Raw genomic sequence first — 22,383 nt, 5'->3', positions numbered from 1 at the left:
CCATCTGCTTCGTAAAAAGCAGATGGTCCGACTTTTTGTTTTTATTTTTTGCTGACCGGGGTCAAACAGGAAATTTATGTTAATGTATAGAAATATATAACCAGGCAGGGGTGCTCCTTTTGAAAAGAAGTTTTGCAATGATGATTTTCGCACTTTTATTATTCGTTTTATCTGCTCCGCTTGCCGCCCGAATGGTACTTGAAAAATTTCATGAAGCTTCTATGGAGCGACAGTTTCAAATCGAAAGTCCAGCGTACTTGTCCGGCAATTATTCCTGGCATGGCACGGATGTTTCGGTCTCCTATGATAACGTGACCGATTCGTATCAGGATCCTTGGGGTGAACCTTTTCTGGCAGCGGACATCCAACTGGCAATCAATGATGAGATTGCTGTTGAATTGCCAAACTACGCGGTAAGGGAAGATTATGTGGGGAGAGGACAATACAGCAGCCATATGGTGCATTTTCTCGTCCGAGAGAAGAACCTTGAAAAATTGGTCATTTTTTTGAATATGTCACGGCAGCATATTACCGAAAACGAAAACGGAGACCATATCGGCTACGTATCTGATGAAGAATTGGCATTTCGCACTTATACGATTTCCCAAGACGGCTCCATCGAAAAAGATGATTTCTTGTTCACGGAGCGTACTGGCTATCAGACAGAACTCATCAACCACAGTGCCATGTATCCCGTTATCATCGGTTACTATACAGACGCCTGGCATTCCTTCCCTCTCTTCCTTTTTCCATTTAGCTTTCCTTTTTTCACGTTTATACTAGGAGGAACAATTTTGATCTCTCAAGTTATTGTCTTCTTAAAAAACCGTAGTTTTAAAACCACCGGTTAATATGAAAGACAAGCTTTCCCCACTTGAACATGCAAGGGCTGTGAAAGTTAATATAGCCTGAACGCCACCTTGAAAGATTTCCGGCATCGGGCTATGCTACCCTTAGTAAACTAATCTTTGCATCGGTGTTAATATCCACACTTGTTTATCCAGCAGTTTGGAATTAGAAATAATTGAATGCATGAAGGGGTTGTAACGATGAATTCTTTTGAGGAAATATACGACCGGAAAAACAGCCGGTCCGTCAAATGGGATGCGATAGCAGACATCTACAATGTAGAGGATGCTTCCGGCATCTTGCCGATGTGGATAGCGGATATGGATTTTCCTGCTCCGCCGCCGGTCCTGAAAGCTCTGCATGACCGGGTCGAGCATTCTATTTTTGGCTACTCAATCATGTGCGAAGGCTGCCGGACTGCCGTAATCAATTGGCAAGCCAAACGAAATGACTGGAAAATCGAACCGGATTGGATGATGTTCCATCACGGCATCATTCCGGCGATTGCATCGATCATTGAAACTTTCACAGAAAAACACGACAAAATTCTGGTCACACCGCCTGTCTATCCGCCGTTTTTCCAGCTTGCCGAAAATCAGGATAGGGAAGTTCTATATTCCGCATTGCTGGAGCAGGATGGCTACTACACCATCGATTTTGAAGATTTTGAGGAGAAGCTGCAGAGTGCTGCTCTTTTCATTTTCTGCAATCCACATAATCCCGGCGGCCGTGTATGGACACAGGAGGAACTGCAGGAAATCATCAGGTTGTGCACCAAGCACGATGTCCTGATTATTTCGGATGAAATCCATGGCGACTTAATCCTCGAATCCAACCGCCATATTCCCTTAGCAAAAATTGCCGGCGAAGAAAGCGGACGGATCTTTACTTGCCTGTCACCCACGAAAACCTTTAACTTAGCCGGCATCCAAGTCGCGATGATCGTGGCCACCGATAAAGAGAAACGCGCCAAGCTGGAAAAGCATGCACTGGCTCATGGAACCGGAATACTGAATGCTTTCGCGCCGGTCGCGTTGACAGCTGCCTATAACGAAAGCGAGCCTTGGCTGGAGCAGGTGCTGCAGGTAATTTCGGATAATATGGACTTTGCAATCCAGGAATTGGCGCAGAAAATCCCCACCCTTCGAGCAGTGAAGCCCGAGGCCACTTATTTGCTGTGGATCGACTACCGGGCATTGGGGTTATCAGAAGCTGACATCATGGAGAAATTGCTCGTCACCGGAAAAGTCGCTTTGGAACCCGGCAGCAAATACGGGGAAGTTGGCCTCGGGTACTTGCGCCTGAATGTAGCTTGTCCGCGGGCTGTACTAGCAGACGGAATCAATCGGATGGCCGCTGCATTAGCGTAAGCGAAAAATTGAAACTGTTTTTAAAAGCCGGTCCCAACGACCGGCTTTTTCATGTTCTGTTTGTGTCGAGGGAATTTGAAGCATGATAAAAAACCGCAGAAATTCTGCGGTTTTCGTGCTTCTTGTTAGTTGTTAAGCAAATCGTTGTATTCTTTCTTGATTTTTTCCATCGTTTCAGGCAATTCCTCGCCCCACCGGTCGTTCGCTTCATTGAACACGACATTGCCTTCAGTATCCAGCATGCCATATCCTCTGTACGGAACGTCTCCATTTTTCATATTGAGCAGATCCACAATTTCCAAATCCGGATCCGATACGAATGGAAGGCTTTCCCCGTATTCATTCTTCAAGGCGGTATACAGTTCCAATTGCTGTTCTGGCGTATCGCCGCTAATAACATACGTGTTTACATCCAAGCCCTCTAACACGTCCAAGTTTGAGTGCAACTGAACCAGTTGCTGTTGGCAGTGGCTTCAGGTGTAAGTCGTGATAAAGAAGAAAAGAACAGGCTTTTCTTGCGGGAACGCCACTTCTTGCTTTTCCTGATTCAGTAATGTGGTGGGTTCGCTCATTTTCTCCGTACCACAGCCCGAAATGACAACAGCAGAAATCAATAAAAGGAGGAGCAGTTTTGATTTCATCGAAAATTTCTCTCCTTTCTGTCGGTTAAATTAAATCCATCCTATTCTAACACTGAAACGATCCCCCTTCTTTGAAATAGAGGAAAAGTTGATAAAATGCCATAATTTTTACTAAAGAATGAACGTTTTAAGTTCCTCCAGAAATTTACATGATTTTACATAAACTTTTCAATGAATTCATACCCCTGAAACATTCGCCCTCTACACTGATAGTGAGCAGATTCCCAAGGCTTATATTATTTTAGAGGAGGACAAGAACATGAATCGCAATTTGAAAAAGAAGGCAGCTGGAATTTCAATCGCTGCTGCTGTTGCCATTTCTTCTTTAGGACTTGCAACAAACGCGGATTTGACCGAAGCAAAGGACAAGAAAAATGAACCAACCAACGTCATCATGATGGTGATGGATGGAACAAGTGCAGGCGCCACGAACCTGGCAAGATGGTACAAAGGCGGAGACCTCGCCATGGATGAAATCCTGGTAGGCGGCATGCGCACCCATTCAGCAGAATCTGCCATTACTGACTCTGCTCCAGCAGCGACTGCTTTAGCGACCGGAAACAAATCCAACGATAAGGTTGTTGGCCTTCTTCCTAAAATCGTAAATACGCCCGGAGTCGACCCGGTAGATCCGGAAGATACATACAAACCCATTGCCAACGTATTAGAAGGAGCTAAATTATCAGGGAAAGCCACGGGAATTATCTCGACTTCCGAAATTCAGCATGCAACACCGGCAGGCTTTTCTTCCCATGCCCTTCACCGCAGCAACTACCAAGACATTGCGGAGCAGCAGGTATACCAAGGGATTGACGTAGTACTTGGAGGCGGAAAAGAGTCCCTTGCTCCAGGATCTACGAAAAATGCACGCGTTGACGGTGAAAACCTGATCAATGTGATCAACGAAAACGGCTACGATTTTGTTGAATCGAGAGAAGACCTTTTAAATTCAACATCTGACAAATTGTGGGGTTCATTCGCCCCTTCCGCTCTTGCCTATGATTTTGACCGAAAGGCAACAGAAAACAGCGAACCTTCCCTTGCGGAAATGACCAAAAAAGGAATCGATACGCTTTCCAAAGATAAAGACGGCTTCTTCATGTTTGTTGAAGGAAGCAAAGTCGATTGGGCAGCACATGCAAATGATACAGTCGGGATTCTCAGCGATGTACTGGCTTTTGACGACGCCGTAAAAGAAGCAGTGGACTTTGCGAAGAAAGACGGCAATACAATGGTAATTGCAGTCAGTGACCACGGAAACAGCGGGATTACGATGGGGAACGTCAATACAAACTCCAATTACCCGGAAATTCCGGTTTCAACGTATATTGACCCACTGAAAAAAGCGACAATGACGGTTGAAGGCGCGTTAAAGCAATTAAAATCCGACCGCTCGAATATAAAAGAAGTGGCAGCACTGTACGGCCTTGATAACTTGTCTTCAAACGAGCTCAACAGCTTAAAAGCATCCAAAACTTTGCAGAGCGATATGACCAAAATGCTGGCGAACCGTGCGAACATCGGCTATTCGACGGCCGGCCACACAGGAGAAGATGTCTTCCTATACGCTTACGGCCCGTCTAAGCCAAGCGGTCTTGTCGATAATACGGACATTGCGAAAGCGATGGCAGGATTCATGGCATTCGACCTTGAAAAAGTCTCGGACAAGCTGTTTGTCAATGCCCGGGAGTCTTTCGAAAGCAAGGGCTATACAACTCGCATTGATGTAACCGATGCGAACAATCCGGTGTTCATCGCCGAAAAAGCGAAGATTAAAATCGAATTGCCGATCAATAAAAACATTGCACACGTAACACAAAACAAAAAGTCTTACACAAAAACACTTGATGGGGTAACCGTCTATAACGGAACAGATTTCTACGTATCCAAAAAAGCGTTGAACCTTTCCAAGTAACATGCACCTACCCGCTGCCTCCCGGTATTTTCATTACCGGAAGGCAGCTTTTTTTATTTTTCGAGATGCAGGGCTTCCTCTAAGGCGTATTTTAACGTTAACCGAGCGTATTCTTGCCTTAACCGAGCGTATTTTAACTCCAACCGAGCGTATTTCTTTCATTACTGGGCGTATTTTCGAAAATCGCCTAAAACGGGGCTGTTTAATGAAAGACAATATTTCCACAACAAAAAAAGCTAACCTTTTAAGGCTAGCTTTACATATTTTTCATTTAGTTCTGTTTGCGTGCGCGAAGCCCGATTGTTGTTGCCAAGCCAGCAAGCATCAGCCCGCCAAGGATCCACATGATTGGCATTGACGATTCGTCAGCTGTTCCGCCCATGCCTGTTTTTGGCATTTCTGATGGCATTGCCGCTTCACCGAACTGATCCGGGAATTGATCGACAATCGCTGCCGATAATCCAGCCGCCGGCATTGTCATATGCGCGTATGCTTCGCGGATCGAGTTGTAAGCTGTATCGTAATCACCCGCTGCGTAAGAATCGAACGCAACTAGCAATTGGTCCACGTGTGCAGTCAAGCCTTCTTCCAACGCATCCGCGGGCACTCGTCCTTCAGTTGCCGCATCCAACAACGCTGCTTGTTCTTTAATGTACTCGTCCAAGTCGGCTTTAGCCTGCTCCTGGCCTTCTGCATTGCCTTCACCTGTCGCCACTACGTAATCCACGAAATAGCCGATATGCGATTTCCAGATTTCCGAAAACTGCGCGCCCGCTTCTTCGCCGTAGACAGAAGCCACTGCTGCTGATAAGTCATCCGCATTGGCAATCAAAGCCGCAGATGCCTGGCCGAAACTTTCTGCGCCATCAGCACCGTCCTGCATCGCCATCGCCGCTAATCCGGCATGTTCCGTAAATGTCATGTTCAACTGCGCACGAAGATCAACAGCCGGTGTGTCAGGGTTGGTGTTATCGAATTTCTCCGGGAACTGGTCCGTGATTGCGATGGAAAGTGTTTCTGCGAACATGCTCATATGATGGATCGACTCGCGCTCCAGTCCATAAGCCGTTTCAAAGTCTCCCGCAACGTAAGCGTCAAACGCTTCAACTAGCTGGTCGACGTGCATGTCCAAACCTTCCTGAACAGCAGCTGCCGGCAATCGGCCTTCTGTTGCTGTATCAAAGAATTCGGACTGGGTTTTCTTGTATTCTTCCAAGTCGGCAAGCGCTTTATCTTTTCCTGCCTGGTCTTCTTTAGCTGTAGCTGTTACGTAATCAACGAAGTAACCGATATGCGACTTCCAGATTTCATCAAACTGCGCCGCCCCTTCTTCGCCGTAAACAGAAGCCACTGCCGCTTTCAAATCATCTGCGTTTGCCAATAGCGCGCTGGATGCCTGATCAAAGTCTTCCGCTCCGTCTACACCTTTTCTCATGGCTTCAACTGCTAAAAAGGCATGTTCCGTTAAAACCGTGTCCAGTGCAATGCGAAGCTCAGCAGCCGGTGTTGCTGTGCCGCTTTCCATAGAAGCTTCATTTGAAGAATGCGCGCCGTGCCCATCTGCCAGTGCAGCCGTCGGTACGAGTAAAGAAAGTGTCAATGGAAGTGCCACCAATAATTTGTTCAGTTTCATCTAAAACATCTCCTTTTTCCTGTTTAATTTAGTTCTGACTACTAAACGGGGCAAGGATCGGTTTTAGATCACTTTTTTAAAAAATAAATAAAATATATAAAAAAAGCTTTCCAGTTAGCCGGAAAGCTGAGATTGTAGACAAAAGAATATTTACGCAATATAGCCGAATTAACATACAACAGGACATACCGGATCCTTAATATGGAGACAATCTAGAGGTGTCGCTTTTCTTCCTCAACTAGATCATTGTTCACTCTCATATTGAAAAGAGAGATCCAACCGGACCGGCCACGAAGACTCCTGTGGGAGCAGTAAAGGAGCAACGCGACTGAGCGATGAGAGCTGAAGACCCCGCAGGAAAGGCATTGACCGAAGCCTGCGAGGCCAAGCCTTTGCGACGAAGCTAGCGCAGCGATGCAGAAACAGGAGCACATGGTTTTCAGTGACGAGGAGGCTGAAGCCGAACCCACGGAAAGCGAAGTGGCCGGACCGGTTGATTTTATTCACTATTCATCATTTTTTCTACAGTTTAATCCTCTTCAGGCAAATTCAATATTTTAATCGTTTTAAAACCCAGGATCACTTTGTAATGGAGTCCCCAGTTCGCTGAAAACACTTCAAATTCCGAATCGCTTACGGAAAAGTGCATGACGGTGTCGTTCTCGTCGTCCAGAATGACGTAGGAATTGGCATTTGAAAAAAGTTTAAATGATTTGTCGATAATCAATGTCCAGCCGTTTTTCAGGCCGTGGCTTTTGTTTGCCATTTCAACACCCCTAGTTGGATTATAACGGAGAATTGAAAGATTGGTCACGCTTTATTTTACTTCTATATTTATTACTGCAATCCCTGTCACACAAATGAAATGGCTAAAATGGTTTTCTTCGCTACGCAATTCTTCTATAATGAAAGAAGTCTCAAATAGAAGGAAATGACTTATGGAACAAACATTTTGGTTTATTTATGCAGCATTACTCGGTACAACTACAATCGGTTTTCTATTGCATAGCCGCAAGGCAGCTTTTCCGGTCAAATTCGATTTGGTCGTTTCTGTTGTGACCTGGATTGGATTGTTCGGATTTGTCACCAACAACCAGATCCTTGATCCGCTTGTCTGGAAAATCGTCTTTTTCGGCGCCCTCCTTTGGGATGTCCTTTTCGCTTTTAAATTAAAAAGCCAGTTTGAAGCCGAAGAACCGGAAGCAGCAACCGGCGCGGCCGGCACTATTTTCATGGCAGTCTCGACTGTCATCCTGCTGGGGCCTTTGTATTACGGGCTATTCCAGTACGCATTTTAACTAAAATAAGGAACTTCCCGATAACAGGGAGTTCCTTGTTTTTATTTTAGACTGCCTGCTGTGCGGTTTTTTCACGCTTTTTAGCCGCTTCTGCCAGTAAACTTACGGAAACCATCGAGAAGAAACCGAGTACGGAGCTGAAAAACATGGCTTGGAAAACGTGTTCGACCGTACCGGAGCCCGTCAGGTACATATAACAACCTGCGCCGCTCAAGACAGAGGCGATAGCGCCTGATTTATTGGCATGCTTCCAGAAATAGCCAAGGCCGATTGGTGCCACGATGCCGCTGATGATTGCCGATGTGCCGAAATTGGTCAACAGCGCCAGGGATTCCGGCCGGCTGAATGACATATACAAAGACACGAGGCCGATGAAAATCAAGGAGACTTTCGATGCTTTCAGCACTTTGCCGTCGAGTTCCTGTGCCGTCAGGTTTTTGTTTTTATACAACACAGGAACCGCAAGCACCTTGAACAAGTCATTCCCGATGCTGTTGGTGATGCCGAGATATAAGCTGTCAGTCGTCGACAGGATGGCGGAAATCAAGCCCATCACCATCAAAGCGACGATGACCACAGGGAAAGCTTCCAGGATATACGCCGGAATGGCGCTGTCCGCCGAAGCTAGACCGGGCAGGATAATGCGTGCGGCAAGGCCTGCAAATACCGAAAAGACGGATAGAACAAACAGTGAGACGCCGGCCGTTAAGGTGAACGTCCGCAAGTCCTCTTCTTTTTCGACCGTCAGCACTTTGTTCATCAAATGCGGCAACAGCACAAACGAGAACAGCAGCCACTGGATGCTCAAGATGGCAAAGCCGCTATAGAACGGGCCGCCGGTAGACAAAGGCGATACGAGCGCCGGATCGATTGCCCGCAGTTGGGTGTGGAGCGTGCCGAAGACATTCCAGCCGCCGCCGATTGTCCACAGGAGCGACACGAACAGCAGAATCGAGACCAATGACATCGCTAAGCCCTGTACACCGTCGCTGACAATCTGGGCAAACGCGCCGCCGAGGCTCACATAGACGATTGTGATGCCGACACCGATGGCGATGCCCCACATATACGGAATGCCGATGACCGTTTCAAACATCGTCGCCAGACCGACGTTCTGCCCGACGATGTAGTAAATATTGAACAGCACCAACAGCGCCACGAGTACTTGCAAAGTTTTGCTTTTGTAGCGGTTCCCGAGCCACTGCGGAAGCGTCAGGCTGCCGCCGTTTTTCTGGCCGTAGCGCCAGAATGTTTTGGTGAACAGCAAGAGACCGAGCCACGTGACGCCAAAGCAGCCGATCGTGTACCAAAGCGTCGACAATCCGTATGTATAAGCCCAGCCCGGAACGCCGAGAAATAGATTTGCGCTGGCATAGGAAGTGCCAAAGCTCAGGCCGACAATCGCCGGGCTGATTTTCCCTTTGGCAAGGGCAAAGCCTTTCATCGAACCGCTGTGGACTGCTCCTTTTCGGCCGAGCCATGTGGTCCAGGCAAAATAGCCGACGAGCATCACAATGATGAACGGCAAAAGCCATGTTGTGTCTTCACGCATTGCCTTCCTCCCCTTTCCGTTTCGGTTTCGGTTTCGGATAGATCTTATTCCACAAAGTCAGTCCCGCAATCCAGAAAACCGCGACGCCGATCCAGTAAGCTGTCATCATCCCATTCCCCCTTCAGTTTTTCACCGGTTCATGCAATTGCTTGTAGGCTGCACCTGGATGCGATTCTTTCAATTTGCTCTCGCCTTTTCCGTAGATTTTCTCGCGGTACGTTCCTTCTGCGTATTCTTTTTGGACGAGCCCGCGCTCCTGCAGTACGGGAACCACCAGTTCCACAAAGTCCACGAAACTTCCCGGAGCCAGTGTGTAGGCAAGATTCAAGCCATCGGCGCCTGTTTGCTCCACCCAGTTTTCGACTTCATCCGCAATCTGTTCTGGAGTTCCGACCGCAACCGGCCCCCGTCCGCCGATGCCGACAAATGTGGCGAGTTCCCGGATGGTCCATTTGCGGTCCGGATCGGCGCGTGTGAACACTTCCACTGCCGACTGCATCGCGTTGCTCTGGATGTATTCCAAAGTGTCGTCAGGGTCGTAGCCGGAAAAATCGATGCCGGTCCAGCCGCCAAGCAGTGCAAGTGCACCCTCGTAGCTGACATAGCTCTTCAGTTCTTCGTATTTGGCCTGCGCTTCTTCTTCCGTCTTGCCGACAATGGCGGTGAACGTCGTGTAGACGATGACGTCTTCCGGTTCCCGGCCGTTTGCCGTAATCCGTTCGCGCAGGGCGTCGATTCCTTTTTTCACTACTTGGACGGTCGGGCCGGCTGTGAAGACGGATTCCGCGTGCTTGGAAGCAAATTCACGGCCGCGCGGCGAAGCGCCTGCCTGGAACAAAACAGGGGTGCGCTGCGGCGAAGGTTCCGATAAATGCGCGCCCGGCACTTTGAAATACTCCCCTTCATGCCGGATGTCATGGACTTTTGAAGGGTCGGTGTAGACTTGCGATTCTTTATCACGGACTACTGCCCCGTCTTCCCAGCTTCCTTCCCACAGCTTGTAGCAGACTTCCAAGTATTCCGCTGCGTAGTCATAGCGCTGGTCGTGGCTCATCTGGTCTTCGAGGCCGATATTGAGGGCCGCACTTTTCAGGTAGGACGTGACGACATTCCAGCCGACCCGCCCTTTCGTCAAATGGTCAAGCGTCGACATTCGCCGCGCAAATGTATAAGGATGTTCATGGCTGACCGAAGCCGTCACGCCGAAACTTAAATGTTTGGTGGCTGAAGACATCAGCGGCACGACGAGCAAAGGATCGTTGACCGGCGTCTGGACCGCGTTGCGGAGAGCGGCGTCACGTGAACCATCGTACACATCGTATGTACCCAATACGTCGGCTAGAAAGATGGCATCAAACTTCCCTTTTTCCAAAAGCTTCGCAAGCTCGATCCAGTACTCGCTGTCTTTATACGTATGGGAGCGGTCGTCTTCATGCCGCCATAAGCCCGGGGACTGGTGCCCACCTGCACATACCATTTCAAATGCATTCAAGTAAATCCGTTTCTTCGTCATATTATTCCTCCTCATTTTTTGTTTCGGAATTTGTGCGGCTTCGTTTTGCCAAAATATAAAAAGCCCTCTTTTCTCAACAAACGAGAAAAGAGGGCTGTGTAATGGACGATTCCGCTCTCTTATCTCCCAAGAAAAATTCTTGCTGGAATTAGCACCTTTCTGACAAAATGTCAGAGGTTGCTGAAGCGTCAACGGGCCAGTCCCTCGGCTTCTCTGGATAAGATTATTAAATTTAAATCCAATCATAGTACTAGGAAATTGATAAGTCAACCAAACATTTTAAATTATTTGATTATTCATCCAACATTTATTTACCTCTGATTTCTCTAAAGCTTTAGCTCATCACCTTTAAAGCGCTTCCAACTTTTTTGAAATTTTTTTATTTTTATTGTCTTCTTTCTCCATAAATCCTATGATGAAATGAATAAGGAATAAGGGGTTGGGGTTATTGCGGAAAACAGAGGCGTATTTGATAAATGAGGTGTTCACCAATTCCAAACATTGAGGAGAAAAACATGACAAACATTATTCCAAACCTGTTTACCGGAGAAAAGCTGAAGCTTTCTCAGCCGCGTGAAGAAGATACAGAACTGATGCTGAAGTGGGGAGAAGATTCCGATTATCTGCGGAACATCGATACTGAGTTCGCACTTCCCCGCACGCAGGAACAGCTCGCGAGCGAAGGCGCACCGAATCCCCATGAAGTATATTTCCGTTTGCGGACAATTGAGGAGGACCGTTTGATCGGCTTTATCGTCATCCATTCCATCGAGTGGAACAACCGCGCGGGCTTGCTGGCAATCGGCATCGGCAATGCCGAAGACCGCAGCAAAGGCTTCGGAACGGATGCCTTGAAACTGATTCTGCGCTATGCATTCCATGAACTGAACCTGGACCGCGTCGGTCTTGAAGTAATCGAGTACAATGGAGGCGGCATCCGCGCTTACGAAAAAGTAGGCTTTCAAATTGAAGGCCGCAAACGCTCGATGGTATACCGCGACGGCAAGCGCTTTGACGTCATTGTCATGGGCATTTTGCGCTCGGAATGGGAAGCGATTCAAGCTGAAAATTAACGGAAAGAAGCCGGACATCTCAATGGATGTCCGGCTTTTTTATGTCAGCTTTCTCATTCTTCCAGCTGTTTGATGGTTCTGATCGGATTGCCGCCGACGAAAGCATTGGCTGGAACATCTTTGTTGACGACCGCACCGGAAGCGATGACCGCGTTGTCGCCGATGGTGATGCCCGGATTGATGACAGCACGCCCGCCGATCCAGACATTGTCTCCGATTCGAACAGGCCTCCCGGCTTCCGGTCCGGCAATCCGTTCTTTGGCATTTAAGGGGTGCGTTGCCGTGTAGATGTGGACGCCCGGCCCCATGAGGCAGTTTGCACCGATCCGGATTTCGTTGACGTCCAGAAAAACGCAGTCAAAATTGGCGTAGAAGTTTTCACCGACATGGATGTTGTAGCCGTAATCACAGCGGAATGCCGGTTCGACCACCAAAACCTCCCCCGTCGAGCCAAACAGTTCTTTCAACAGGGCGGTTCGCCGGTCCGTGTCCGCTTCGAGCGACTGGTTGAATAGCCGGGTCAGGCGCCGCGCATGCAGCCGTTCTTCCTGCAGTTCCGAATCCGCCGCATCGTAAAGTTCGCCTTTCAGCATCTTCTCTTTCTCGCTTTTCATCTGATGCCCTCCTCTTTCTGCATTTATTGCTCTTATCATCCTATTTTTCAGGTTAAATGGCTACCGGAAAAATCAATTGCGACAGGTAAATGACGAGCGCCACGGTAAAACAGCTGAATAAGGTAGTGAGGACAACAACTGATGAAGCGACTTCGGGATAATTATTGTATTCCAGCGCCAGGAGCGACGCACTCCGGTTGGAAGGAAATGAACTGGCAATAAACAGCGCCTGCGCGACTGTCCCTTCGATCTGCAGTAGGAAAATGATGGCGAGGCCGACAAGCGGGGACAGCACGAGCCGGAACAACGACGAGAAAATGACCACTTTCGAAAAAGATTTGATCTGGATATAAGCGACTTGTCCGCCAAGTGTAATGAGCGCAATTGCAATAAAGGCGTCGGCCGCATTTTCCATCGGCACATAGATGAATTGCGGCAATCGGATATCGAAAATCCGGAATAGGAAGCCGAGGACCAACGCATGCAAAATGGGCAGCCGAATGATTTTTTTCAAGACATCTTTGCCGTCTGAAGATGCAGCTACGGAATTATAAAATCCCCATGTATAGGTCAGGATATTCTGAGCGATGGCCACAATGATCTGGATCGACAGGCCGACGGGATTATGAACAAACACCAGGCTGCTGACGGGAAGACCGTAATTGGCGGAATTGCTCAGGACAGAACTGTTCTGAAACGTAGACGACAGCTTGCGGTCGAAATGAAAGCCCTTCGTAATGAGCGCCGACGCGAGAATCAGAATTCCGTTGAACAAAGCCAGGTAAAACAGCACCAACCCCACCGTGCTGCCTGAAATATCTGCTTCGTAAATATTGATAAAACAGACGATCGGCAGCAGTAAATAAATAAGCAGTTGGCTGAACGTCTGCAGATTGAAATGGAATTTGCGGTGCAGCAGCACGCCGCTGAGTACCAGTACAAACATCGGCACGATGACGTTAATGATGACATCTAAAAAAATGGCCATTGAGAACCTCCTTTCTCTCAGCAAACAAAACGCAAGAAAGAGCCTCTGTAAACAAAGGCTCTTTCTTTCACATCAGTTGATCGCTTTTTCCAAATGAGCTTTTGTCAATCCGATCAATTCGGTCAAATCTCTCTTTTCGTCAATCGTGTACATCGCAGTCCGCAGTTTGTTCGCCTGTTCAGCGCCGATGATCGGATGGGTCAGATTATTGAATTTCCGCGCCAAGTCCTCATCGGTCATTGGGTTCTCGATTGAACCGGTTGCGTGTTTCACGACATGTTCGATTGTGCTTCCGTCTTTCAGGAACGCCGTGGCGTAGACTTCTTCTTCCTTGATGCTGACGTCGACTTTCGGCGAAATTTTCGAGCGAAATTCAACAACTGCCGGATCCACGACTTTGTCGTCTGCGTATTGTGCTTCACTGGCATCGCCTTCCAAGAACGCGACAGCACCTGTGTGATAAATGCTGAATTTGCCGGCAAGGCCGGTCGGCGGCGTCGGTTTGCCGGTCAGCTCCAGGACATACGGATTCACCGTCAGTTCGATGCGCTCCACGTCTTCCGCCTTCACTTGCTTGCCAAGTGCGATGCAGGCATCAATCGACGGATGCAGAACTATGCCGCAAGCGTAGGGTTTGAAGGCATTCTTCAGCAACTCCCACTGTCCGCCCCAATTGACATTCACTTTTGACAGGTCGTGTTCAGGCGCCAGCACATTGGCAAACCCGCGTTTCGCTTCCAATACTTCGGTGGAACTGGTGAAATTCTTTTTGGCGAGCAGTGCCGCCATCAGGCCGTTCTGTGCCGCTTTTCCCGGATGGAACGGCTTCGTCATCGTCCCGAACATTTCACGAAGGCCAAACGACTGCGTGCCCGCGATGCCGAGCGCCCAAATCATCTGCTCCTCGTCGAGTTCAAGCAAGATGCCCGCTGCGACAGCCGCCCCGAACACTCCTGTCGAACTCGTGATGTGGTAGCCCAGATGGTAATGGCTTGGATAGACGGCATTAGCAATGCGCAGTTCCGCTTCACAGCCGAGGATAAACGCATGCAGCACCTGCTCGCCAGTCAGATTGAATTTCTCAGCGAGCGCCAAAACAACCGGCGCAACCGGACCGCTTGGATGATGGATGGTATCGAGGTGCGTATCATCGTAATCGAAAATATGCGAAGACATGCCGTTGATCAAACTGCCGAGCAACAGATCCACTTTTTCCGTACGGCCGAAAATCGATACTTGTTCTGCTGAATTAATATCTTCTTTCAGGCCAAGCACCATATCGACCGATGGATGTTGAGATGCGCCGATAGCTACACCCATCCAGTTGAACAAACTTCGTTTGCCGTGAAGCTTCACTTCTTCCGGAATGTCGCTCATTTTTGTCTTCATTATGTTTTGTACCAATGTTTTGGTTTCCATCATCCATTTCCACCCTCTTCAATTTTTTTAAGCGCATTTTCTTTTGCTTTTCGCACATGGAACCTTGCCGTGCTTTCCGCAAAATTCCCATCCCCCGATTGGATTGCGCCGATCATCATTTTGTGTTCTTCGATATTCTCAAGCGGACGCCCCTCGTGCGACAGCGATGTCGCCATCATCAGACTGATTTGCGTCTGCAGCATCGTCATGATCGCTTCCAAGTAGAAGTTCTCGGACAGCCGCGCCAGCGTCAGGTGGAATTCTGAATTGATTTCAGACAACTCCTTGATATTGTTTGCGACCGCTTCTTTTTCCGCCCGCGCAACGTAGTCCGTCAACTCATCAATGATTTCAGGCGTCTGGATTTGTGAAAGCGTCCGCGCCGCCAACCCTTCAAGAAGCTCCCGCACTTCATACAGCTGCTTTACTTTCTCGACCGTCAACGTAACAACTTTCACGCCTTTATGCGGTACATGTGTCACAAGCCCTTGCTCTTCCAGCTTCCGGATCGCTTCCCGGACCGGTGTCCGGCTGACGCCGATTTTATTGGCCAGGTCTCTTTCCGTCAGCGTCTGCCCTGCTTTTATGTCGCCTGTGCGGATGGCGTTGTATAAATAATCATAGACGGAGTTTTTCTTTACTTCAGTAATGGGAATCATGGATTGGCTCCTGTTCTTTCGTTGAATGGTATACCATCTTTTAATTCAGTATAGATAGTAGGGAATATCTAGTCAATATAATATCTGAATTTCATAAATTGTATACCAAATAAACAGTGCCGAAATTGTCTCAGTGCCATGCATCCATTGCTGGGGCGTGTAAAAAAGAAAAAGGCTTTTCGGAAAATCAGTCCGAAAAGCCTTTTTTTGTTGTATATCGGTGAAAATACGTGCGGACAATTTGTTCGGCGCTTTCTTCCAGCAGTTCTGCCGCATTTTGCATCGCTTCCTGGAGCGTCATGGGTGAGTTGATGATGCTGTGGACACTGACAACACCGTAATTGTGCAAAACATCGGTGCCTTTTCCAACGGAGCCAGCGAGAATAATGGTTGGCACATTCCGGCCGTCCGCCCGCTGCGCAACCCCGAGAGCAGTTTTTCCGAATGCCGTCTGGCGGTCCACTTTTCCTTCACCTGTCATGACCAGATCGGCATCCTGCAGATGGCCATCGAGCCCGATATAATCCAGGACCACATCGATGCCGCGTTTCAGTTCAGACGGGAAGAATGCCTGGAATGCACCGCCGATTCCACCTGCTGCCCCTGCACCTGGCCGGTTATGCAATTCCATGCCGGTTGCCTCCCGAATCCGGTCCGCCCAGTTCGTCAGGCTCCGGTCCAAAAACTCCACGTCTTTCGGCGAAGCGCCTTTTTGGGGGCCGAAAACATGGGATGCTCCGTCTAGCCCGATTAGCGGATTTTCCACATCCGAAGCAATGACGAAACGGCTCTGGCGGATCCGCTCATCAAAATTTGTGAAGTCCAGTCCACTGGCTTTCTCCAATTCACCGCCGCCTGGACCGATTTCCTGGCCGCTGTTGTCGAAAATCCGCAAACCCAAGGCTTGCAGCATACCGGCGCCGCCATCATTTGTGGCCGAACCGCCAAGCCCGACGATGAATGAGGAAAAGCCGTCATCAAGCGCCTGGCGAATCAATTCGCCGGTGCCGAACGTCGTCGTTTTCAGCGGAGCAAGCTCTCCTTCCGGCACCAGATGCAAGCCGGAAGCGGCTGCCATTTCAATGACACAGGTTTTTCCGTCCCCCAATACGCCATACGCCGCTTCAACTCTATTGCCGAGCGGTCCGGTTACGCTTAACGCCTTTACTTTTCCGCCGGTCGCCGCCACTAAGGTTTCCATCGTTCCTTCGCCGCCGTCCCCGATCGGAAGCAATACCGTTTCAACATCCGAAAAAGCTTTGCGGACTCCTTTGGCGATTGCTGCTGCCGCCTCGACGGCGCTTAAACTTCCTTTAAACGAATCCGGTGCAATAATGATTTTCATCCGATTCCCTCCAAACCGCTTCCTTCTGCTTACCCAAATTATAGGGATATGGCGGCCATTCGTCTATCGCTTCCACAACTCCAAGTTTTTTTCATTATGCAGCCTCTGTGCTTGTCTATTCCCTGCTCATTTCATACGATAAAAGAAAATGAGGAGGCTGATGGAATGGACAACGAAGAACGTTCGGTTTATATTGACGCCGATCCTGAAACTGTCTGGCATGCGCTGACCATTGAAGACAATTTCTCTGCCTGGTATGCGCCGGGATCAGTATGGCGGATTCCGGAGCTGGAAGTCGGCTGCAAAGCGCTCTTCACATTGATGCCAAGCGAACACAATCAGCTCGAAGAAGGCGAACACGTCGACATGAGTTTTACGATTACGGAAGTCGTGCCGTATAGCCGCTTTTCCTATACGGCTGATGAAGATGAGCTTCATTTTATTTTTGATGTGCGGCCGGAAAATGCCGGCAGCCGGGTAACGGTCAACATGGACGGTTTTGGATTGAGCCTCGAAAACTTGAAGGCTTTCGCAGAAGGCAGGGAACTTCCGAATGTCTAAGCATACAAAAAAGCCGCCGCTCTTTTTAAGGAGCAGCGGCTTTTTTGCTTCAGATGCCTCGGTCTTCCAACCGTTTTAAGTCATTCCGGTGTCCCATGACAATCAGAATGTCGCCGAGTTGCAGCTGGTCATTCGGAAGCGGCGCAATGTCCACTTCTTCCTGCCGCTTGATCGCCAGTACGATGCATTTGTATTTTTCACGGAAGTTCAACTGGTTCAGCGTTTTATCCGCCACTTTAGCGGATGCCACCAGTTCAATGATGCTGTATTCGTTGGACAAATCGATGTAATCGATGATTTTATCGGAGTGCATATGCTGCGCAACGCGGATGCCCATTTCGTTTTCAGGCTGGATCACTTTGTCCGCGCCCACTTTCTCTAAAATCTTCTGGTGCTGCAGGTCCCGTGCCTTTACCCAGATTTTGGCGATGCCAATTTCCTTCAGCATCAACGTACACAGAACACTTGCCTGCAAATTATCTCCGATTGCCACGATGGCGTGGTCAAAATTCCGGACGCCGAGCGATTTCAATTCGCTTTCGTCGGTCGCATTGGCCACAACAGCATGAGAGGAATAATCCCGCAAATAATCCACCCGGTCAACATTGGTATCAATGGCCAGCACTTCATGGCCCAGCCGGTATAGCTCTTTGCATACACTGGTGCCGAATCGGCCCAGCCCAATTACCACAACTTGTTTTTTCACTGCATTCCCTCTTTTCTGCCGCATCCTGCCTCTTGGCTACAGTATAGCTTCTCGCACCCAGGAGTTGAAGCATTTCATTTTAATCGCTTGAAATTAGCAGAAGTCTCTATGAGCTGCAGCCAATGCGCAGTGAATTGCGACCAATCTCTCCTGAGTTGCAACCACCATGCAATTTCATCAACTGCCTCCTTACTGCTCAAGCGGCAGCATCGGCTTTTCTTCCGAGTAGCGCGAATACATCGTGCCGGCAATTTCCATCTTTCCACAAGCCGAATCGGTGCAGGAGAAAATATAGGATTGCTGCTCAGTCTCCACTACGACACCGTAATGATAGGGATAGGCACCGCCTTTGTTGCGGTCCACTCCCGGCTTGACGGCAAAAACCTGTTCCGTTTCCGCCAGCTTTTGATAATCCGCACTCGCTGCGACAAGCGCCGTCATTTCCCCGAGCATGATGCGGTCTTCTTCGTTGGGTGTAGACTGCCCCACCCAAACTCCTTTGCCAATCAAATAGACATTCAACAGCAAACTGCCTACAAGCAGCCAGATTCTCCATTTTTTCATCTTTCTATTCTCCTCCAGCAGGAAATTTCTGTCTTATACTATCAACGCCTTTAGATAACAAAAGTTACCAATGAATTCAACTTCTTATTCACAAAAGCACTTTAGCGCACCAACGCGTTAATTCATGAAAATTTTTCTTGATTTTTGTCAGAATATTTTTTATAGTTATCTCTATATAATTTTTTAAAACTTAGAAGATACAGGAGTGTTGGCGATGAAAGAATTTATCAGCAAGCTGTTGAACGGCATGAGCATTGGCGTGGTCGTTGCTTTGATACCGAACGCATTATTGGGAGAAATTTTAAAGCTGCTGATTCCTCATTTTCCGCCTTTGCAGCATTTATTGGACATTACCGTATTCACCATGAGCTTATTGCCGGTTTTGATCGGCGTCATGGTAGGGATTTCATTTAAATTAACGCCGATTCAAACTGCCAGCGTCGGCATCGCTTCAATGGTCGGCAGCGGCGTCATCATCAAAACCGCTGAAGGAGTAATGACTTTGAACGGCATCGGAATCGTGCTGAATATCGGGATTACGGCCGCGTTGACGGTGCTGTTTGTCCAGTTTCTTGGCGATAAATTGAAAGCTTATGCCATTCTATTGATGCCGACTCTGAGCATCTTGATTCCTGGTATGGCTGGATATTTGCTATTGCCGTATATGAAACAGTCCACCGGCTTTCTCGGCCAGATTGTCGAACAGATCACAATGCTTCAGCCCGTGCTGATGGGCGCCATCATCGCCATGATTTTCTGCATCATCATTCTGCTGCCGATTTCCACTGTCGGCGTCGCAACGGTCATCATGCTGTCGGGCATCGGCGCCGGTGCAGCCAATCTCGGAATCGTAGCAGCTGGAGTCGGCCTCGCCATCACCAGCTATAAAGCGAATTCGCTTGGAACCGCACTTGCCCATGTTCTCGGTTCACCGAAAATCCAGATGAAGAACTTTTTGATGAAGCCGAAAATCGCAATTCCGATGCTGATTACAGCCGCTGTCCTCGGTGCGCTTGCCGGCGTTCTCAATATCCAAGGCACGCCTTACAGCGCAGGCTTCGGTTTGTCAGGTCTTGTAGGGCCGCTGAATTACATGAACCTGGCCGAGGGCGGCTGGAATCCCCGCAATGTAACGGTCATGCTCAGTACATTCCTGGTGCTGCCCATTTTGCTGAATATCGGCTTGATCTATCTCTTCTCACGCAAGCTGAAAATGATAAAATCCGAAGACTATAAATTGAATTTCGATTGATTGTGGAAAAGAGGCTCTTTGCAGCCTCTTTTTTTGTTTTTAAAAAGGGATACAACTCCCGTATAATGGGCTAACACCCACTATTCGGTCTGCCATAAAGGAGAATTCTAATGAAGACAATAAAGTTTGGAGAACAAACAGAAGGCATGGAATACCCCGTGAGAAAAGGCGTTTACGCGGTCATTTTCAATGAGCAGAAAGACAAGCTCGCCGTCGTGCAATTGACGCGCGGACCGGTTTTCCTACCGGGCGGCGGGCTGGAAGAAAACGAATCCCCTGAAGAATGCCTGAGACGGGAAATGTTTGAGGAAACGGGCCATGAGCTGGTTGTCGGAACGTATATCGGGCACGCGCAGCAAGTCTACCGATCCAGCCAAAACGGCCCCGTCATAAATGACGGCTCTTTCTACCTCGCCGCAATCGGCGGCAAAGTGCAGGAGCCGATTGAAGAAGACCATCACCTGAAATGGCTTCCGGTCAGTGAAGCCGTTGAACGCCTTTTCCATGAACACCATCGCTGGGCGGTGCAGGAAGGGCAGAAGAAAAGCGGCTTGAATTAAAAGAAGCATCAAAAAAGCAAGAAGCTCATAAAGCTTCTTGCTTCAGACTGTAGACAAAGTGTAAATGAATCGAAATGCATAAAACCAACCGGACCGGCCACTTCGCTTTCCGTGGGCTCAGCTTCAGCCTCCTCGTCACTAACGTTCCTGCGGGGTCTTCAGCTTTCGCTGTCCCACAGGAGTCTTCGTGGCCAAACCGGTTGGGGCGTCTCTCTTTGATTCGAAAGTGAACGGTGATCCTATCGAACCAATCATCTAGTTAAAAAGAAAAGCGGCACCTCTAGGTAGCCGCTACGCTAAGGATCCGAAGTGGAAGCCCGCGGAACGCGTCCAGCTGAAACGGAGGATCCGGGACGCCCTGTTGTCTGTTCATTCATTTCTCATGCGTAAAAATTCTTTTGTCTACAAGCTCAGGCAAGAAGCTCATAAAGCTTCTTGCTTTTTTCAGTATCCCACTTTACTTTCCTGCTCGATCGCCGCAAACCCTTTCACCATCTCCGCCAGTTCCGGCTCTTCAATGGTGCGGAAGTCGAGGCAAACCCGTTCGTCCTGGATCCGGGCAATAATAGCGGGCCGGCAATTCCGCATTTTTGCCGCCAATTCCTGGGCCGACAGGTGAATATGCGAAACGGCTACCATGAATGTCGGCAGTTCCACGCCCGGCATTGTACCGCCGCCGACCTGGGAGGTGCTTTCTTTTAAATAAAGGCGGTAGGCAGACGTTTGCGTCTCCATCTCCGCAATAAAGGCTTCCGCCTGTAGACGGATGTCTTCCGGCGTCCGGATGACGTCCCGGACTGTCGGCAATTCCATCGCCGCCGCTTCGCCGATAACATAGGCTTTTAAGGTTTCCTCGAGTGCCGCAAAGGTCAGTTTGTCGACCCGCAGCACGCGTGCCAGCTGATGCTTTTTCAGCCGATCAATCAGTTCTTTTTTCCCGGCGATGATGCCGGCCTGCGGTCCGCCAAGCAGCTTGTCGCCGCTGAAGGACACAAGGTCGGCACCTGCAGCGATTACTTCCTGCACGAGTGGTTCATCGCCAATGCCGTATTTTTTGAAGTCGTAAAGCGCACCGCTTCCCAAGTCTTCATAAAACAAGACTTCTGCGTGGCGACGCTTCAACTCGGCAAGTACAGCAGTATCCACAGTTTCGGTAAAACCGGTGATCAGGAAATTGCTGGTGTGGACTTTCATCATCATAGCAGTTTCTTCCGTAAGGGCATTTTCATAGTCGGCCAAATGTGTTTTATTGGTCGTCCCCACTTCCACCAGATGCGCACCGCTTTCTTCCATAATGGAAGAAATCCGGAAAGAGCCGCCGATTTCAACAAGCTGGCCGCGCGACACCAGCACTTCTTTGTTTTTTGCGAGAGCGCTCAATACCAAAAACACTGCCGCTGCGTTATTGTTGACCACCATTGCCGCTTCAGCTCCGGTCACTTCCTTGAGCAAATCCTCAATGATGTCGTGGCGAGAGCCCCGCTTGCCTTCTTCAATATGATATTCCAAATTTGAATAATTGCGTGCCGCTTTAGTGATGTGGGCGACAGCACGTTCGCTCAGCCGTGAACGCCCCAAGTTGGTATGCAGGACCGTGCCGGTGGCGTTAATAACCCGCATCAAGCGATCATCGTTCCACTTCCGGGCTTTTTGGGAGGCATTTCCGAAAATGACATTCGTGAAGTTATCGGCAGAAGGCGCAAAAGCCAATTGGCCGCTCAATACCTCTTCACGCAATTCACGGAGTTCCTGCTGGATGAATCTCGTCGCCTGTTCAGTGGTTAGCCGAAATTCGTTAAGGAATTCCGTAAAGCGTCTGTCTTTTTGCAGTTCATGTACCGGCGGAAGCTGGCGCAAATATTGTTTCATCT

The 22,383-nt window shown here is 48.9% G+C and carries 21 protein-coding genes, 1 pseudogene and 1 riboswitch; of the genes and pseudogenes, 8 read left to right on the top strand and 14 right to left on the bottom strand.

The genetic code is table 11. From position 1 onward, the window contains the following. Positions 1-221 precede the first annotated feature (221 nt). Together HU147_RS01205 and HU147_RS01200 are read left to right on the top strand one after the other, a co-directional pair. A complete protein-coding gene (locus HU147_RS01205; RefSeq protein ID WP_224074500.1) occupies positions 222-851 on the top strand; it encodes a hypothetical protein in 630 nt (209 codons plus the stop codon). A 198-nt stretch (positions 852-1,049) separates the two neighbouring features. After that, a complete protein-coding gene (locus HU147_RS01200) occupies positions 1,050-2,219 on the top strand; it encodes a MalY/PatB family protein (protein ID WP_224074499.1) in 1,170 nt (389 codons plus the stop codon). A 125-nt stretch (positions 2,220-2,344) separates the two neighbouring features. Here HU147_RS01200 and HU147_RS01195 read toward each other — a convergent pair. Both HU147_RS01195 and HU147_RS01190 read right to left on the bottom strand, forming a co-directional pair. Beyond that, positions 2,345-2,677, bottom strand: a pseudogene (locus HU147_RS01195) (hypothetical protein); the annotation flags it as partial. Between the two features lie 15 nt (positions 2,678-2,692). Further along, the gene (locus HU147_RS01190; RefSeq protein ID WP_224074498.1) at positions 2,693-2,860 is read right to left on the bottom strand and encodes a hypothetical protein; all 168 of its coding nucleotides are present in this window, start codon (positions 2,858-2,860) and stop codon (positions 2,693-2,695) included. 259 nt (positions 2,861-3,119) lie between these two features. On the opposite strand from HU147_RS01190, the gene HU147_RS01185 reads away from it, so the two are divergent. Then, positions 3,120-4,775: an alkaline phosphatase gene (locus HU147_RS01185; RefSeq protein WP_224074497.1), complete on the top strand. Its 1,656-nt coding sequence runs from the start codon at positions 3,120-3,122 to the stop codon at positions 4,773-4,775. Positions 4,776-5,046: 271 nt separating this feature from the next. Here HU147_RS01185 and HU147_RS01180 read toward each other — a convergent pair whose 3' ends face one another. Beyond that, positions 5,047-6,408, bottom strand: coding sequence for a copper amine oxidase (locus HU147_RS01180; RefSeq protein ID WP_224074496.1), 1,362 nt, complete (start codon positions 6,406-6,408; stop codon positions 5,047-5,049). Between the two features lie 529 nt (positions 6,409-6,937). Beyond that, the gene (locus HU147_RS01175) at positions 6,938-7,174 is read right to left on the bottom strand and encodes a hypothetical protein (protein ID WP_224074495.1); all 237 of its coding nucleotides are present in this window, start codon (positions 7,172-7,174) and stop codon (positions 6,938-6,940) included. A gap of 172 nt (positions 7,175-7,346) precedes the next feature. Here HU147_RS01175 and HU147_RS01170 point away from each other — a divergent pair, with 172 nt between their 5' ends. After that, on the top strand, positions 7,347-7,706 hold the full coding sequence (locus HU147_RS01170; RefSeq protein WP_224074494.1) for a hypothetical protein: 360 nt from the start codon (positions 7,347-7,349) through the stop codon (positions 7,704-7,706). Positions 7,707-7,752: 46 nt separating this feature from the next. Here the strand turns inward: HU147_RS01170 and HU147_RS01165 are convergent, their stop codons facing one another. Next, positions 7,753-9,258: a sodium:solute symporter family protein gene (locus tag HU147_RS01165; RefSeq protein WP_224074493.1), complete on the bottom strand. Its 1,506-nt coding sequence runs from the start codon at positions 9,256-9,258 to the stop codon at positions 7,753-7,755. 121 nt (positions 9,259-9,379) lie between these two features. Further along, complete coding sequence (locus HU147_RS01160; protein WP_224074492.1) at positions 9,380-10,771, bottom strand: LLM class flavin-dependent oxidoreductase; 1,392 nt, start codon at positions 10,769-10,771, stop codon at positions 9,380-9,382. A gap of 116 nt (positions 10,772-10,887) precedes the next feature. Beyond that, a riboswitch (SAM riboswitch) is annotated at positions 10,888-10,995 on the bottom strand. 291 nt (positions 10,996-11,286) lie between these two features. Between HU147_RS01160 and HU147_RS01155 the strand changes: the two genes are divergently transcribed. Further along, complete coding sequence (locus tag HU147_RS01155) at positions 11,287-11,844, top strand: GNAT family N-acetyltransferase (RefSeq protein ID WP_263427529.1); 558 nt, start codon at positions 11,287-11,289, stop codon at positions 11,842-11,844. Positions 11,845-11,897: 53 nt separating this feature from the next. Here the strand turns inward: HU147_RS01155 and HU147_RS01150 are convergent, their stop codons facing one another. The 5 genes from HU147_RS01150 to HU147_RS01130 all read right to left on the bottom strand — a co-directional run bounded on the left by HU147_RS01150 (position 11,898) and on the right by HU147_RS01130 (position 16,869). Continuing rightward, the gene (locus tag HU147_RS01150) at positions 11,898-12,458 is read right to left on the bottom strand and encodes a maltose acetyltransferase domain-containing protein (protein ID WP_224074491.1); all 561 of its coding nucleotides are present in this window, start codon (positions 12,456-12,458) and stop codon (positions 11,898-11,900) included. Positions 12,459-12,510: 52 nt separating this feature from the next. After that, positions 12,511-13,446: an AEC family transporter gene (locus tag HU147_RS01145; protein ID WP_224074490.1), complete on the bottom strand. Its 936-nt coding sequence runs from the start codon at positions 13,444-13,446 to the stop codon at positions 12,511-12,513. 72 nt (positions 13,447-13,518) lie between these two features. Beyond that, complete coding sequence (locus HU147_RS01140; RefSeq protein ID WP_224074489.1) at positions 13,519-14,835, bottom strand: MmgE/PrpD family protein; 1,317 nt, start codon at positions 14,833-14,835, stop codon at positions 13,519-13,521. Between the two features lie 29 nt (positions 14,836-14,864). Continuing rightward, positions 14,865-15,524, bottom strand: coding sequence for a GntR family transcriptional regulator (locus HU147_RS01135; RefSeq protein ID WP_224074488.1), 660 nt, complete (start codon positions 15,522-15,524; stop codon positions 14,865-14,867). A gap of 187 nt (positions 15,525-15,711) precedes the next feature. Continuing rightward, positions 15,712-16,869 carry a glycerate kinase gene (locus HU147_RS01130; RefSeq protein ID WP_224074487.1) on the bottom strand — a complete coding sequence of 386 codons (1,158 nt, stop codon included), beginning with the start codon at positions 16,867-16,869 and terminating at the stop codon, positions 15,712-15,714. 165 nt (positions 16,870-17,034) lie between these two features. On the opposite strand from HU147_RS01130, the gene HU147_RS01125 reads away from it, so the two are divergent. Beyond that, positions 17,035-17,430 (top strand): SRPBCC family protein, encoded by a 396-nt coding sequence (locus tag HU147_RS01125; protein ID WP_224074486.1) that lies wholly within the window; start codon positions 17,035-17,037, stop codon positions 17,428-17,430. A gap of 49 nt (positions 17,431-17,479) precedes the next feature. Here the strand turns inward: HU147_RS01125 and HU147_RS01120 are convergent, their stop codons facing one another. Together HU147_RS01120 and HU147_RS01115 are read right to left on the bottom strand one after the other, a co-directional pair. Further along, a complete protein-coding gene (locus tag HU147_RS01120) occupies positions 17,480-18,136 on the bottom strand; it encodes a potassium channel family protein (RefSeq protein ID WP_317985479.1) in 657 nt (218 codons plus the stop codon). 189 nt (positions 18,137-18,325) lie between these two features. Beyond that, positions 18,326-18,700, bottom strand: a complete 375-nt coding sequence (locus HU147_RS01115; RefSeq protein ID WP_224074484.1) for a hypothetical protein — start codon at positions 18,698-18,700, stop codon at positions 18,326-18,328. 214 nt (positions 18,701-18,914) lie between these two features. On the opposite strand from HU147_RS01115, the gene HU147_RS01110 reads away from it, so the two are divergent. Beyond that, a complete protein-coding gene (locus HU147_RS01110) occupies positions 18,915-19,952 on the top strand; it encodes a PTS transporter subunit IIC (RefSeq protein WP_224074483.1) in 1,038 nt (345 codons plus the stop codon). A 110-nt stretch (positions 19,953-20,062) separates the two neighbouring features. Beyond that, positions 20,063-20,512 (top strand): NUDIX hydrolase, encoded by a 450-nt coding sequence (locus HU147_RS01105; RefSeq protein WP_224074482.1) that lies wholly within the window; start codon positions 20,063-20,065, stop codon positions 20,510-20,512. A 444-nt stretch (positions 20,513-20,956) separates the two neighbouring features. Here HU147_RS01105 and selA read toward each other — a convergent pair whose 3' ends face one another. Then, positions 20,957-22,381 carry an L-seryl-tRNA(Sec) selenium transferase gene (gene selA, locus HU147_RS01100; RefSeq protein ID WP_224074481.1) on the bottom strand — a complete coding sequence of 475 codons (1,425 nt, stop codon included), beginning with the start codon at positions 22,379-22,381 and terminating at the stop codon, positions 20,957-20,959. Positions 22,382-22,383: the final 2 nt, after the last annotated feature.

Origin of the sequence: Planococcus chinensis, assembly GCF_020071995.1 — a bacterium.
GTDB classification, from domain to species: Bacteria; Bacillota; Bacilli; order Bacillales_A; family Planococcaceae; genus Planococcus; species Planococcus chinensis_A.
Note: the sequence above shows the minus strand (reverse complement) of the source record. Positions and strands in the feature narration are given on the sequence as shown.